Here is a 14,137-nt window from a genome sequence, read left to right on the forward strand (position 1 = left end):
GCAAAAAATCAGGTTTTACATTCAATGTGCCGCTTTTTTTATGGCGAACCCGCCGTACCCCGATCGATGACGCAAAAGGACCTGTTTGATCCCTGCCATTTTGACCGGCTTGCTGATATAATCGTCCATGCCCGCTTCGCTGCAGCGCTGCTGGATATCGTTCATGACGTTGGCCGTCATCGCGACGACGACCGGTCCGCGATCGCCCGCGAAAAGCGTCCGGATCTTGCGGGTCGCTTCCAGCCCGTCCATGACCGGCATCTGCAAATCCATGAATACGTAATCGTAAGGGCGTCTCGCCAACATGCGAAGCGCCTGCTCGCCGTCTTCCGCAGTGTCCGAAGAGATGTCCATCTTCTGCAGCATGCTCGTCATCAGCTTCCGGTTGACCGGATGGTCGTCCACGATCAGCACCGAAGCCGGCATGCCGGTTTTGTCGCGCGGCACCGTCAACGGTTCGCCGCGAAAAGGACCGGGATCTTCCGGTTGGAAACTTTGCACCTGGATCGTGAACACGAAAGTGGCTCCGCCTTCTTCCATCGCTTCGACCCGGATCTCGCCGCCCATCATTTCAACGAGCGTTTTGCAGATCGCAAGGCCGAGGCCGGTGCCGCCGTATTTGCGCGTCATCGAAGAGTCGAGCTGGGAGAACGGCTGGAACAGCCGGTTGATCTTGTCCGGCGAGATACCGATACCGGTATCTTTGACCGCGAACTCCAGCGTCAGACGGCCGTCTTGTTCGCCGCGCGTCGAGACGACGAGGTAGATGCCGCCGCGATCGGTAAACTTCACGGCGTTGGCGACCAGGTTGATCAGCACCTGACGCAGCCGCGCCATGTCTCCGTACAGCAGTTCCGGCACTGAATCTTCGGTAAAGTACACCATTTCCAGATTTTTGCGCGCCGTCTCCATCGTAAAGAGATTGAAAACTTCGCCGATGCACGTTTTCAATTCGAACGGATGCTCTTCGAGTTCCATTTTGCCGGATTCCATTTTGGTAAAGTCCAAGATGTCGTTGATGACCGTCACGAGCGCATCCGCGCTTCCGCGAATGATTTCCGTATATTCTTTTTGTTCCGGCTTCAATTCCGTTTCCATCAGCAGGTCGATCATGCCGATTACCCCATTCATCGGCGTGCGGATCTCGTGGCTCATCATGGCCAGAAACTCCGTTTTGGCTTTGACCGCGATCTCGGCCGCTTCCTTGGCCTTGACCAGCTCCTCATTGATCTTTTCCAGCTCCTGCGTTTTCTGGTGCAGCAGCATACTCTGATCTTTGAGGCGCTTGTTGGCCAAATACATGCTGACGAACCCCTCGATTTTGGACTTCAAAATCTGGGGGATAAACGGTTTGACCATATAATCGATCGCGCCCGCGGAATATCCGGCAAACAGATGCTCGGATTCTTTGCTGTTGGCGGATATGAAGATGATCGGAATATCCTTGGTCTTCTCTCTGGCCTTGACCAGCTTCGCGGTCTCGATTCCGTCCATGCCCGGCATTTGGACATCGAGGACGATAACCGCGAACTCGTCTTTGAGCAGGCAGCGCAGCGCTTCTTCGCCCGAAGTCGCTTTGATCAACGTATAACGCTCACTGCCCAGCACGGCTTCCAAAGCGAGCAAGTTTTCCGGACGGTCGTCGACCAACAGGATGTGAATCGGCTCTTGAACCCCCATGGAATCCCCCTACTCTTTCTATTTAATCTTCCGATAGATCTTCTCGACCCGATCCAGCGGTTCGTAACAATCGCTGAAGCGGGTAAAGTGAATGGACTCTTTGGACCCGAGTACGAGCATGCCGAAACGGCTGAGACTCTCGTAAAACAGTCCATGCACCTGATCCCGGAGCGTATCGTTGAAATAGATCATGACGTTGCGGCAAAAAATGACGTTGAACTCGTTGAACGAGCGGTCCGTCGCCAGGTTATGCTCGGCAAAAATGATGTTCTTGCGCAGAAACGGCTGCAGCATAACCGAATTGTATTTGGCGGTGTAATAGTCGGAAAAAGATTGCGTGCCTCCGGCTTCCAAATAGTTTTTGGTGTACAGCTTCATCTTGTCGATTCCGTAAATGCCTTCCTTCGCCTGCTGCAGCGAACGGTCGTTCATGTCCGTCGCATAGATGCGGGCTTTGTCGTACAGTCCTTCTTCGTGCAGCAGGATCGCCATCGAGTATACTTCTTCGCCGGTGGAGCAGCCCGCATGCCAGATACGGATATACGGATAGGTTCTCAGGATCGGAACCACTTCACGCCGGAACGTACGGAACAGTTCGGGATCGCGAAACATTTCGGTCACGGGAATAGACAGGTTCTGCACCATTCGCTCGAAGCACGAACGGTCGTGCAGCACTTTGTCCTGAAGCTGCGAAATGGTCGACAGGTTCTCCGAATGGGCATGATGCCAAATGCGGCGCAGCAAGGAAGGGCGGGCATAGTTCCGGAAATCGTATCCGTACATCCGGTGCACGCCTTCGAGCAGCAGATCCGCTTCGATCGTTTCTCTTTCCGTCAGGTCGGGTTCTTTTTCCGATAAAGACAATGCCTTAAAATCGTTAAATGTCATGAATTCAGCCCCGATATGTGCAAAATCGTCGTTATTCCTTGTCTATTACCCAAATTCTCCTCTTACGAATACAACCAGACGCGCATCAGGGAAAGAAGCTGTTCCGTCTGGATCGGCTTTTTGACGTAATCGGACGCGCCGGCTTCGATACATTTGCTGCGGTCTTCCTTCATCGCTTTCGCCGTGAGCGCGATGATCGGAATCCGCTCGAAGCCCGGCATCTGCCGGATCAGGCGCATCGCTTCGTACCCGTCCATCTCCGGCATCATCATATCCATCAAGATCAGGTCGAAATCGGTGCGTTCTTCCAGCGTCTCGATCGCTTCGCGCCCGTTCTCGGCAAAAGTCACGTCCATGCGGTAGCCTTCGAGCACGCTCGAAAGCGCGAACACGTTGCGGACGTCGTCGTCGACGAGCAAAATCTTCTTGCCTTCGAACAGCGTCTCCTTGTTGTGCAGCTTTTGCAAAATTTTGCGTTTGTCTTCCGGAAGGTCCGCTTCGACGCGATGCAGGAACAGCGTCGTCTCGTCGAGCAGGCGTTCCGGCGATTTGACGTCTTTGACGATAATCGATTCCGCGTATTGGCGCAGCTTGGTTTCTTCTTTGGAATCGAGGTCTTTGCCGGTGTAGATAATGATCGGCAGGTCGCGCAGCCGGTCGTCTTCGCGAATCCGGTCCAGCATCTCGAAGCCGGTCATGTCGGACAGCATGAGATCGAGCACCATGCAGTCGTAATGATGCCGCTGCAGTTCTTCGAGCGCCTGCGAGCCGGTGCCGACCGCCTTGATCGCCACGTCGTCGTGGCCGATCAGCTCGATAATCGCGTTGCGCTGCGTCTCGTCGTCTTCGACGATCAGCAGATGCTTGAGGCTCTTGTCCGCATACGAACCGATGTAGGAAAACGCGCGTTCCAGCCCGTCTTTGTCGGCCGGCTTTTTGAGGTACGCGATCGCGCCCATCATCAAGCCCTGCTTGACGTCATCGACCATCGACACGACGTGCACCGGAATATGGCGCGTCTCCGAGCTGCTCTTCAGCTCGCTCAGAATCGTCCAGCCGTCGATGACCGGCAGCTGGATATCGAGGATGATCGCGTCCGGCATCCGGCTTCTTGCCGTCTGGAGCCCGGTGTCGCCTTGCACTTCGACGATCGCCTTGTAGCCGTAGCTCCGCGCCATGTCGCGCAAAATGACGGCGAACTTCGGATCGTCTTCGATGATCAGCAGCACTTTGTCGTGCGGGGCGAGCCCTTCCCGGTCGTCTTCGATATCCGCCTGCTTCGGCTTCGGTTCGATCGGGGCGACGGCCGCCGGCTTGGCCGAACGGGCCGATGTCCTTTCTTCGGAGCGGGACTGCGCCGAAGCTTCTTCCCGCGCGTCGGCGTCTTCGCCGGAAGCATAGGCGCTCAGCTTCGGAATATACAGACTGAATCGGCTGCCCTGGCCTTCTTCGCTCTCAAGCTCGATCGCGCCGCCGAGCAGCTTGGCAAGCTCGCGGCTGATCGAGAGCCCGAGCCCGGTTCCGCCGTACTTGCGGCTGGTCGTTCCGTCGACCTGCTGGAACGCTTCGAAGACGATGTCCGTCTTGTCCTGCGGAATGCCGATGCCGGTGTCGATAACGGAGAACTCGATAAATTTGCGCTTTTTCTCCAGATAGTCCGGCAGATGTTCGGGGTCCGCCTGGCGAATCCGGAACGTGACCGAACCGTCGGAAGTGAACTTGAACGCGTTGGACAGCAGGTTGCGCAGCACCTGATTAAGGCGATGCCCGTCGGTCAGCAGCGCGGTCGGCAGTTCGGCGTCGCTTGCTTCCACGTTCAGCTCGATGCCTTTCTTCTCGGCGACGGCCCCGAAGTTGTTCGTGACGAATGCCTTGATCTCTTCGATCGGCACCGGTTCGCGGTTGAGTTCCATTTTGCCGGCGTCGACTTTGGACAAATCGAGAATCTCGTCGATCATCTTCAGCAGGTCCGCGCCGGACATGTAGATCGTCTGCGCGTATTCCACCTGCTTCGGCGCGAGGTTGCCGTCTTTGTTCTCCGCCAGCAGCTGCGACAAGATGAGCAGGCTGTTCAGCGGCGTCCGCAGTTCGTGCGACATGTTCGCGAGGAACTCGGATTTGTATTTGCTCGACACGGCGAGCTGCATCGTCTGGCGTTCCAGCTGGACGCGCGCCAGTTCCACTTCCCGATTCTTCTCTTCGGTCTCGTGTACCTGCTCTTCGAGCGCACGCGTCTTCGCGATCAGCTCGGTGTTGAAATGCTCCAGTTCTTCCTGCTGACGCTGCAGCAGGTCTTCCGAGCGCCGCAGCGCTTCGGCCTGCGATTCCAGGTTCTCGTTCGAGCGCTTGAGTTCTTCCTGCTGGGTCTGCAGTTCTTCGGACTGGCACTGCAATTCTTCGGTGAGCGCCTGCGACTCGCGCAGCAGTTCTTCCACGCGCAGCCGTCCGTTGATATTGTTCAAGATGACGCCGAGATTGGCGAGCAGCTGATCGAGCAGCTGAAGCTGCAGCGGGTTGAACGGCGTCAGGGACGCGATTTCGAACACGCCGATCAGCTCTTCTTCCGCGACGATCGGATGGATCAGAATTTGGGTCGAAGCGCTCTCCCCGAGCGCCGAACCGATTTCGATATACTGCTGGGGCGGTTCGTCCAGCAGGATGGTCCGGCGGTCGGCCGCGCTCTGGCCGAGCAGCCCTTCGCCGATCGCGAACGAAGATTTCGCCCGCGGCTCGCTGGAGAAAGCGTAGGAACCGTAGCGCTTCAGTTCGTTCGGGTTGTCCGTGCCGGCCAAATACAGCGCGCCGTATTCGGCTCCGAGGATCGGGGTGAATTCGCTGACGAACGTCTGCGACACTTTTTCCAGCGACATGATCCCTTTGAGCACGTCGGTGATCCGGGCCATGTTGGAGTTGATCCAGGCCTGGTCGTTCTGCGCTTCCATGTATTCCCGCTCCAGGCGCTGCTTCTCTTCGATGTCCTGCGCCATCTGCTGGAACACGGTAGCGACGCTGCCGATCTCGTCTTTGGACTTGACCTTGATGCGGCGGATCGCTTTCAGCTTGCCTTTGCCGAAGCTTGAGATCATCATCGATACGGTGTTCAGTCCGCGCGTTACGCTCGGAATGATCCATAGCATGATGCCGAGCCCGAGCAGCAGGCCGACGACGAGAAACGCCGTCGTGATCTGCGTCGAACGCGCATAAGCTTCCTTGACGCTGGCCACTTCCGCTTCGACCTGCAGATCCTGGTAGCTGGCCAGCTCGTTCAGCGCGCCAAGCGCCGCCCGCTGAAGCTCGATGCCCGTCGTATCCCGGTACGTCTGGGCCTGCTGCGTATCGCCGTTCTCAAGCAGCTGCATGAGATTCGCTTCGTAGCTGGAGAAGTTCTCCCAGCTCGTGCCAACGTTCTGCACGAGCCGGCGCTCTTCGGCGGAGCCTTTTTCCGAAGTGATCGAATCCCAGAACGTCTGGGCGCGGCCTTTGGCGTTCTCGATCAGCACGCGGCTCGCCGACAAGTCGGCGGCTTGTCCGCCAAGCAGCTGGTTGGCCAGCTCGGTGGCGATGCCGTTGACTTCGCCCCGCATGCCGCTGCTGTACCGGACTTTCATGTAACGTTCCTGGTACACCCGGTCGATCTGGTCGTTCATGTAGCTCATTCGATCGTAGCTGACCAGCGACAGCGACAGCATAATGATCAAAAGCGCCGTAAAACCGACGACCAATTTGGTCTTTATTTTCATCTATTCAGCCGCTCCTTCTTTCAAAGAAATCCAAACCAGACATTTGTCGTCCGCCGCTTCCCCTTCGAAAAACACTTCTTCCATCCGCTCTTTTTCGAACGAATGGCCTTCGCGAAGATGATTGACGAGGAAATTCAGCTGATCTTCCTGCTCGCCGTCGACCGCTTCCAGCAGACCGTCGGTGTACAGGACCAAATGGCTCTCGCCGTCGTAGGATACGGTCTGCGGCTCGGCGTCGATGCGGTCGAACAGGCCGACCGGATGCGACGTGCGCTCAAGCTTGACTACTTCGCCGCTGCCGCGGAACAGCAGTCCCGGCGGATGCCCCGCATTGACATAGTCAATCCGCTTGAAGCGCGTATCGACGACCATGTAGATCGCCGTGAAATAATACTGGATCAGCTGGTTCTCGATATGCAGCTGGTTGAAGCGGCGGTTGAGTTCCTGAATGACTTTCTCCGGATCGACGTACGTAATGACGGTATCTTTGAGGACGGACGCGATGAACATGCAGAAAAGCGAGGAAGAAATGCCGTGTCCCATCATGTCCAGCAGGATGATGCCGTAGCGTCCGTCGCCGAGCGGATACCAGGCGTACAGATCGCCGGCCAGCTCGAACGAAGGCTTGTACAGCGCATCGATCTGGATATTGCGGTCGTTGACCGGAAGGCTCAGCACTGCGTTCTGCACGAGCGCGGCCAGCTTTAGTTCGTCCTGGATACGCTGATCGCGCTCGGTATGCCAGTCTTTCTCCTGCTTGAGCCGCAGCGCGAGGCGAATGCGGGCCATCAGTTCGACTTTGTTGATCGGTTTGGTCACGTAGTCGCCGGCTCCCGCGTCGAGCGCTTCCGCCAGCTTTTTGGAATCGCCTACGGCCGTGACCATGATGATCGGAATATCGCGCAGATGTTCGTACGTCTGCACGATCCGGCACGCTTCGATCCCGTCCATCTCCGGCATCATCATATCCAGCAAAATAAGGTCAATATCCGAATTTTTCGGTTTGACCTGCGGGTCGAGATCGGGTACGCCGAGAATGGCGAACATTTCCCGGGCCGAAGCCGCGATCTCGATATTGCGGTAATCTTCTTTTTTCAAAATTTCGCGAATGATAATGACGTTGGTGGGATTGTCGTCGACAACTAGAATCTTCATAATCCTCTCCCTCTGTTTATGCGCTTGCGCATTATAACCCTCTATTTTCAGCGAATATCTGACGTTACATCCTGCATCAACCTTATTATCTACTTCTTGTAAAAGATCCCATAAACATAGATAAGGAATGGGCAGCAAAGTCCCATTCCTTATCTATACTTCGAATCCGCCCCCGGGCGGCAAATAAACGTTGTTACGCAGCAGGACGCTTACAGCATGGGCGTCAATGCGACGACCAGAACTTTGCCCAATTCGAGTGTCATCCGAAGTTCCCGGATCGTCTCGACAGCCTACAGGCCGTTCTCCGCGATCTTGGCGTATGCTTTGGCATCGGCAGCATCCATTTGTGCACGCTCCTTTGCAAGGTGCTTGTTATTACAAGCACAAATTATATTTTACCCACTTCAAACGAGAATGAAACAGTTAAAAATGTTTTTTTTGCAATTCGGCTCTTTCACACCGGCGTATCGTCGAACAGATCCACGCTGCGCACCGTTCCGGTAGACGCTTCGACGAAGATTTTGATCGCCTGGCCGTCATGCGCATACCCGAACCCGTCTTCGGCTTCGAAGTCCGGCGTTCCGAGAGACGCGCGAATCCGGTCCGCGTCCATCGGCAGCTTCTGTCCGTTCAACGTAAAGCTTCCGGCGTCGCCTGGCACGGACACATAGTAGATCCAGCCTTCGTACAAGCCGACATTCGCCTCGCCGTAGCGGCGTTCTTCTCCGCCCATATAAGCCGGCACCTGCCGGGAAGCCGGACCGTGCAGACGTTCCGCGTCTTCGATCCGGTCCCGAAGCGTCAGTCCGTTCAGGCTCTCGAATCCGGAACGCGCGGGATACACTTTCGCGCCCGCAGCAGCCCGATCGGATAAAAAATAACCCGCCTGCTGAATCGCAGGCGGATCTAGGGCAGCCGAAGTATGGGAAGGAGCAGAATCCTGCGTCGAAAAGGAAGATAACATTCCGGTCAGCAGCATCATGATTGTAAACATGGTCCTCATCCTCTCGTGTCGCGTCAGGGCCTTCAGAAGTCCCGCCGTCCCCCGGCAAACCGTCACTGCTTGTTAGACCTGGACCGAGGTTCGCTTAGCGGCGGAATTTCTGCCAAATCGATACGCCCGTATCGACCCATTGCACGATTTTTTGCGCACCGGCTTTTTCTCCCGATCCGTAAGTGGCTTCGTAAGAACGAACGGTTTTGCTGTGTCCGGATTCCGGAAGCATCGCCGCGCCTTCATGCTCGTGTTTTTGCTTTTCTTTGTTTTCCCGGTGATGCTTCGCTTTTTCGATCATGCGGTGCGAATACTGCTGCGACACCAGCGTGACTTCGTTAAGCAGCTGTCCGAGGTTTTTGACCGATTCCATGACCGGATCCAACTGCTTGAGCTTGTGGTTGGCATCCAGCGCGATATCGTTCGTGTGCCGAACGATCTGTTTGACCTCGTAAGTCAGCTCGTCCATCGTCTTCTGTACTTCTTTCAACGTTTGTGCCGTATTTTCCAGCGTCTTGGTTCCCGCTTGCAGCATTTTGATCAGGAAGATCACCAACGCTACAAACGCCAAGGCTACGATAAGCACAGCCCACTGCCAAATTTCCAAATTCAAAACCTCGCTTTCTTCTCGTCCGTTTTTTCGATGATGGATGAAACTCTCTCATGCGCTACTCCATAGTTACCCTGAGGTTTTTGACCCGAAACAAAAGCGAAAACAACGCCGTGAATGCCGATGTAAGCTTTGTTTCAATGACAAAGTGCCCGGTTAATGTCTGTCTACGAGACGCAGGGAACCCGAAGCCTTCTTGAACCTTTCGGTTTCCTACTATTAGTCCGAAGGTTTTCCCGCACTTGATTCTACATACTGAAAGGAGGATGAAGGTCATGGTCAAATGGTCTTTGATCCTGCTCGTGATCGCGGTCGTGCTCGGCATCTTCGGATTCGTCGGCATCATCGAAGCGGCAGCGGCAATTTTCAAAGTGTTGTTCTGGGTGTTCCTGGCTTTGTTCGTCATCTCGCTGTTCTTCGGCCGGGGACGCGGCGGAGCCCGCAGATAACATTCCCTAATATTCGTACAGCAAGTCAACGGTTTGCCAAGCCGCTCCTTCGGGGGCGGTTTTTTTTGTTTTTTCGACAAAATTCATTTTCTTTTTTCGACCTCTATTTTGACCTCTATTCAGACGCTTTTTTCAAGCGATTTACCTGGCATTATCATTATAGCAATTTTCTCGCGGCATATGTAAACTTCAAGCGCTTGCAAAAACAAGTTACGATTCCGTAATTTTTTTGTGAAGAAATGGTTCAACCGACTAAGGTCTAGTTTATTGTTATAGCAGGATGGAGCAAACAAGCTCCCAAAATACCAAGGAGGTTCACTTTATGAAAAAATTAGTTACTCTTACAGCTTCGGCCCTGCTGATGGGCACGATGGCGACAGCCGCTTCGGCAGCTGAAACAACTCCAGCTCCAACAACAACGCCTGCAACGGTTACGGACACGACTTACACCGCTCCGGTTACCGGCACAACTTCTTCGAAGTTCACTGCAAGCAAAAACGCTTTCAGCTTCACAAACCCAACGGCTTGGAACGAAAGAGTAAAAAGCCAAGAGTTCGACGCAGCAGCTCTGCAAGCACGCGGAGAAGCCGGCGTATACCTGGTTGAATTTACATACACTCCTACGGATTCCAACGCTACACCAGTCGTGTTCGCTTCGATCCGCGGCTATGACAGCGGCGTATGGAACAGCATGACAAACAAAGATGCTATGGGTAAAGCCCTCAACACAAGCGGCGGCGTGACTTACGTCCTGTCTTCGAGCGCAAGCAACCCATTCACGGCAGCTGCGGACGTTAACGCGTTCAACACTCTGCTGCAAAGCATCAGCAGCGGCGCCCTGCCGAACTTCATGGTTAACCCGACTACGGGCATGATGCCAGGAAGCCCGGTTATCGCCAACGATCCTTCGAAAGTATCCGTTAACCCGACTCCTACGATTCAACTGACGGGTATGACACCGTTCTACAAATCCCCAGGCGGCACGATGATCGGCTACCTCGGACCCCAAAAGCTCGATACGACTGGCAAAGGCCAGACTGATCCTGCAAGCGGCCAATGGGTAGAAATCTACACTTGGATGGGTATGGCTTGGATCGTAGTCGAGTAATCGATACTTCCTCGCACGCTCGTTTTCCTTCAAAGCACCGGCTTACGCCGGTGCTTTTTGGCGCGCATCCCCGATACGGGACCGCTCTCTGCACGCGCCGGGCCGCCCAGCGAATTCGACGGGCGGGACTCCGGCGGACGAACGCCGAATTTGGCGCTTGTCCCGCCGCCTGAAAGCGGATAAGATAAAGTAAGAAATCCGCGCCCGAACGTTCGTCTCTCAAGGACGGCATCCGGGCCGCGCAGCGAGGAGGAGTTCCGCATGACCGAAGAAAAAGGGACCCGAAAAGTCGATCTGGCCGAAGCGATCCGCAGCAAGCTGGAGCAGAAAAAACAGCAGAACGGTTCGAACAAAAGCGGCTTCCATGGCAACGACCCCAAAAAGTTGACGACCCAAAACAACAAAAAAGCGAATAATCAGCGCCGCCGTACCGGAGGATCGTAAACGTATCCTTGCGCCCTGGCAGCAGCAAAAGCCCCTTATCCGGTTCATACCGGACAAGGGGCTTTTTCAATGCGTGGGCATCAGGCGGGAAAACTTACACCTGTACCGTATACATGCGATTGCGCAGTTCTTTGACTTCTTCGTTCTCCAGGTATTCGTCGTACGTCATGACGCGGTCGATGACGCCGTTCGGCGTAATCTCCACGATGCGGTTGGCGATCGTCTGAATGAACTGATGGTCATGGGACACGAACAGCAGCGTGCCGTCGAAATCGATCAGGCCGTTGTTGAGCGCCGTAATGGATTCCAGATCCAAGTGGTTGGTCGGCTCGTCCATGATCAGCGCGTTGGCGCCGTTGAGCATCATCTTGGCCAGCATGCAGCGGACTTTCTCGCCACCGGACAGGACGCTTGCTTTCTTCAGGCCTTCTTCGCCCGCGAACAGCATGCGGCCGAGGAAGCCGCGCAGGAACGTCTCGTCCTGTTCGTTCGAATACTGGCGCAGCCATTCGACGAGGCTCAGGTTGACGCCTTCGAAGTAAGCGGAGTTATCTTTGGGGAAATACGCCTGGGTCGTCGTGACGCCCCATGTGTATTCGCCGCCGTCCGCTTCCATCTCGCCCATCACGATATCGAACAGCGTCGATTTCGGCATGCCGTAAGGGCCGACGAACGCGATCTTGTCGCCTTTGTTGACGACCAGATTGAAGTTGTCGAGCACTTTCTCGCCTTCGATAGACTTGCTCAGGTTCTCGATCGTCAGCAGCTGCTTGCCCGCTTCGCGTTCCGGCTTGAAGTTGATGAACGGATATTTGCGGTTGGAAGGACGAATATCGTCAAGCGAGATCTTCTCCAGCTGTTTCTTCCGCGAAGTGGCCTGCTTCGATTTCGAGGCATTCGCCGAGAAGCGCTGCACGAACGCTTGCAGTTCTTTGATCTTCTCTTCTTTTTTCTTGTTCTGGTCGCGCACGAGGCGCAGGGCGAGCTGGCTCGACTCGTACCAGAAATCGTAGTTGCCGACGTACAGCTGGATTTTGCCGAAGTCGATGTCCGCGATATGCGTACATACTTTGTTCAGGAAGTGCCGGTCGTGAGAAACGACGATGACGGTGCCTTCGTAGCTCATCAGGAAGTTTTCCAGCCAGTTGATCGATTCGATGTCCAAGTGGTTGGTAGGCTCATCCAGCAGCAGAATCTGCGGAGTGCCGAACAGGGCTTGAGCCAGCAGGACGCGGACTTTCTCGTTGCCGCTCAGCTCGTCCATTTTCTTTTCGTGCAGGTCGCGCGAAATGCCCAGACCGATCAGGAGCGCAGCCGCGTCGGACTCGGCATCCCAGCCGTTCAGTTCCGCGAAGTCGCCTTCCAGCTCGCCGGCACGAATGCCGTCCGCTTCGGAGAAATCGCTTTTCGCGTACAGCTCGTCTTTTTCTTTCATGATCGAATAGAGACGGCTGTGGCCCATAATGACCGTTTCCAGTACCGGATACTCGTCGTATTCGAAATGGTTCTGTTTCAGGACGGCCAGGCGTTCGCCCGGTGTGATGGAGACTTCGCCCTGGTTCGCTTCGATCTCTCCGGAGAGGATCTTCAGGAACGTCGATTTGCCGGCGCCGTTCGCGCCGATCAGGCCGTAGCAGTTGCCCGGGTTGAATTGAATGTTGACGTCTTCAAAAAGTGGCCGCTTGCCGTAGCGAAGCGTAATGCCGCTTGTACTGATCATGTGCATTCCCATCCTTTATTATAAACTTTTCGTTAAACGCTTGAGTCGTCTTTCGGTTCCGAAAGAACAAGGGTACTTTTCAAAAGCTTATTATAGCACAAAACGGCGCTCCATAAGACATTTCCTGACTGTTTTCCGCAAATTTTCGCAGCTTCGACGCCCGCACGCGCCAAAAACCGCCCCGGCGCGCCGGGGCGGTTGGCCCGCTATTCGATCATCTTCTGCTGCGCGTGCACGATCATCGTCTCGCCGTGCGCCATAAGCTTGATGCAGTCCCGCGACGTGCGGGTCCGCTCGCGCTCGGCTTCCAGGCGCGCCAGCGCTTCTTCGGCCGTATCGTCGGACAGCTTGAACGTGCCGAAATGCATCGGAATCATGATCTCGGCGCCGACGTCGCGGAACGCCTGCAGCGCCTGCTCCGGATTCATATGCTGGGGCCCCATGAACCATTCGGGTTCGTAGGCGCCGATCGGCATCAGCGTAATATGGATCGGGAAGCGGTCCCCGATCTCGCGGAAGCCGGCAAAATAACCGCTGTCTCCCGCAAAATACACGGTCGGCGGAAGCGGCCGGCCGTCGGCCGACACGTTGGCGTTCAACGTCTCGCTCCACCGGCCGCACTTCGCTTCTTCTCCATCCGATTCTTCTCCGCCCGCTTCTGCTCTGTCGGCCGCTTCTCCCGCCGGCGCCTTGGACGTGCCGACCACCTTGCCGGGCGTCACTTTGACCGCATCCGCCGGCTCCAGCACGAACCCGCCCCAATGCGACGTGTTCGCGTCGAACAACGTCCGGCGCGTCCAGTGCTGGGTCGGGACGAACGTGATGCGCACGCCTTGTACGACGATCTCTTCCCACCAGGCCAGCTCGATGCAGGGACCGACCTGCTTGCGCGCCAGCTTTTTCTTGAGGCCGACCGGTACAATAATTTGCGTCTTCGGGCTTTGCAGCTTGCGAATCGACGCGATATGCATATGGTCGTAGTGGGAATGGGAGATCAGGATCAAATCGACGGGCGGCACTTTCTCGATCGGAATGCCCGGTTCGGTCAGGCGCTTGCCGATCCCCATCCGTTTGGCCCAGATCGGATCGGTCAGGATGTTCAGTCCCGCGTACTGGATCAGGAAAGTGGAATGGCCGACCCACGTAATCGTTACATCGTCGCGGTTGTCCGTCAGGTAATCCAGCTTGGCCGGCTGACTCGGGATGATATACGAATAATCGCGCTTTTTGCGTCTACGGTGCAGATGCCGGTCGCGATGTTCTTTGAGCGTTTTCCCCATCGGGGTATTGTTTGCGTTCAGGTACTTCACCTTCGGCATATCCGTTCCTCCTTCGCTAGACTGCCTCTC

At 55.6% G+C, this 14,137-nt stretch carries 11 protein-coding genes; 3 read left to right on the top strand and 8 right to left on the bottom strand.

What is annotated here, in order from left to right; all coding sequences use genetic code 11:
- Positions 1-21 precede the first annotated feature (21 nt).
- The 6 genes from FFV09_RS07045 to FFV09_RS07070 all read right to left on the bottom strand — a co-directional run bounded on the left by FFV09_RS07045 (position 22) and on the right by FFV09_RS07070 (position 9,070).
- Positions 22-1,680 (bottom strand): response regulator, encoded by a 1,659-nt coding sequence (locus FFV09_RS07045; RefSeq protein ID WP_141447189.1) that lies wholly within the window; start codon positions 1,678-1,680, stop codon positions 22-24.
- Between the two features lie 18 nt (positions 1,681-1,698).
- The gene (locus FFV09_RS07050) at positions 1,699-2,568 is read right to left on the bottom strand and encodes a CheR family methyltransferase (RefSeq protein ID WP_141447190.1); all 870 of its coding nucleotides are present in this window, start codon (positions 2,566-2,568) and stop codon (positions 1,699-1,701) included.
- Between the two features lie 62 nt (positions 2,569-2,630).
- A complete protein-coding gene (locus tag FFV09_RS07055) occupies positions 2,631-6,308 on the bottom strand; it encodes a response regulator (protein ID WP_141447191.1) in 3,678 nt (1,225 codons plus the stop codon).
- Entirely contained in the window at positions 6,309-7,463 is a 1,155-nt protein-coding gene (locus FFV09_RS07060) for a PP2C family protein-serine/threonine phosphatase (protein WP_141447192.1), read from the bottom strand.
- Between the two features lie 454 nt (positions 7,464-7,917).
- Entirely contained in the window at positions 7,918-8,457 is a 540-nt protein-coding gene (locus FFV09_RS07065; RefSeq protein WP_141447193.1) for a hypothetical protein, read from the bottom strand.
- A 94-nt stretch (positions 8,458-8,551) separates the two neighbouring features.
- On the bottom strand, positions 8,552-9,070 hold the full coding sequence (locus FFV09_RS07070; RefSeq protein WP_160441615.1) for a DUF948 domain-containing protein: 519 nt from the start codon (positions 9,068-9,070) through the stop codon (positions 8,552-8,554).
- A gap of 272 nt (positions 9,071-9,342) precedes the next feature.
- Here FFV09_RS07070 and FFV09_RS07075 point away from each other — a divergent pair, with 272 nt between their 5' ends.
- From FFV09_RS07075 to FFV09_RS07085, 3 genes are all read left to right on the top strand, one after another.
- Positions 9,343-9,516 carry a DUF1328 domain-containing protein gene (locus FFV09_RS07075; protein WP_141447195.1) on the top strand — a complete coding sequence of 58 codons (174 nt, stop codon included), beginning with the start codon at positions 9,343-9,345 and terminating at the stop codon, positions 9,514-9,516.
- Between the two features lie 322 nt (positions 9,517-9,838).
- Positions 9,839-10,624 (top strand): hypothetical protein, encoded by a 786-nt coding sequence (locus tag FFV09_RS07080; protein WP_141447196.1) that lies wholly within the window; start codon positions 9,839-9,841, stop codon positions 10,622-10,624.
- Between the two features lie 261 nt (positions 10,625-10,885).
- The gene (locus FFV09_RS07085; RefSeq protein WP_141447197.1) at positions 10,886-11,068 is read left to right on the top strand and encodes a hypothetical protein; all 183 of its coding nucleotides are present in this window, start codon (positions 10,886-10,888) and stop codon (positions 11,066-11,068) included.
- Between the two features lie 94 nt (positions 11,069-11,162).
- Here the strand turns inward: FFV09_RS07085 and FFV09_RS07090 are convergent, their stop codons facing one another.
- Positions 11,163-12,788: an ABC-F family ATP-binding cassette domain-containing protein gene (locus tag FFV09_RS07090; RefSeq protein WP_141447198.1), complete on the bottom strand. Its 1,626-nt coding sequence runs from the start codon at positions 12,786-12,788 to the stop codon at positions 11,163-11,165.
- A gap of 206 nt (positions 12,789-12,994) precedes the next feature.
- Positions 12,995-14,107 carry an MBL fold metallo-hydrolase gene (locus tag FFV09_RS07095; protein ID WP_141447199.1) on the bottom strand — a complete coding sequence of 371 codons (1,113 nt, stop codon included), beginning with the start codon at positions 14,105-14,107 and terminating at the stop codon, positions 12,995-12,997.
- Positions 14,108-14,137 lie beyond the last annotated feature (30 nt).

It is taken from the genome of Saccharibacillus brassicae (assembly GCF_006542275.1).
Classification (GTDB): domain Bacteria; phylum Bacillota; class Bacilli; order Paenibacillales; family Paenibacillaceae; genus Saccharibacillus; species Saccharibacillus brassicae.

Excerpts from the sequence above, each read along its gene's own strand:
- FFV09_RS07065 (WP_141447193.1), bottom strand. The coding sequence starts at position 8,457 with ATGTTTACAATCATGATGCTGCTGACCGGAATGTTATCTTCCTTTTCG.
- FFV09_RS07080 (WP_141447196.1), top strand. The coding sequence starts at position 9,839 with ATGAAAAAATTAGTTACTCTTACAGCTTCGGCCCTGCTGATGGGCACG.
- FFV09_RS07045 (WP_141447189.1), bottom strand. The coding sequence starts at position 1,680 with ATGGGGGTTCAAGAGCCGATTCACATCCTGTTGGTCGACGACCGTCCG.
- FFV09_RS07050 (WP_141447190.1), bottom strand. The coding sequence starts at position 2,568 with ATGACATTTAACGATTTTAAGGCATTGTCTTTATCGGAAAAAGAACCC.
- FFV09_RS07085 (WP_141447197.1), top strand. The coding sequence starts at position 10,886 with ATGACCGAAGAAAAAGGGACCCGAAAAGTCGATCTGGCCGAAGCGATC.
- FFV09_RS07060 (WP_141447192.1), bottom strand. The coding sequence starts at position 7,463 with ATGAAGATTCTAGTTGTCGACGACAATCCCACCAACGTCATTATCATT.
- FFV09_RS07095 (WP_141447199.1), bottom strand. The coding sequence starts at position 14,107 with ATGCCGAAGGTGAAGTACCTGAACGCAAACAATACCCCGATGGGGAAA.
- FFV09_RS07075 (WP_141447195.1), top strand. The coding sequence starts at position 9,343 with ATGGTCAAATGGTCTTTGATCCTGCTCGTGATCGCGGTCGTGCTCGGC.
- FFV09_RS07055 (WP_141447191.1), bottom strand. The coding sequence starts at position 6,308 with ATGAAAATAAAGACCAAATTGGTCGTCGGTTTTACGGCGCTTTTGATC.
- FFV09_RS07090 (WP_141447198.1), bottom strand. The coding sequence starts at position 12,788 with ATGATCAGTACAAGCGGCATTACGCTTCGCTACGGCAAGCGGCCACTT.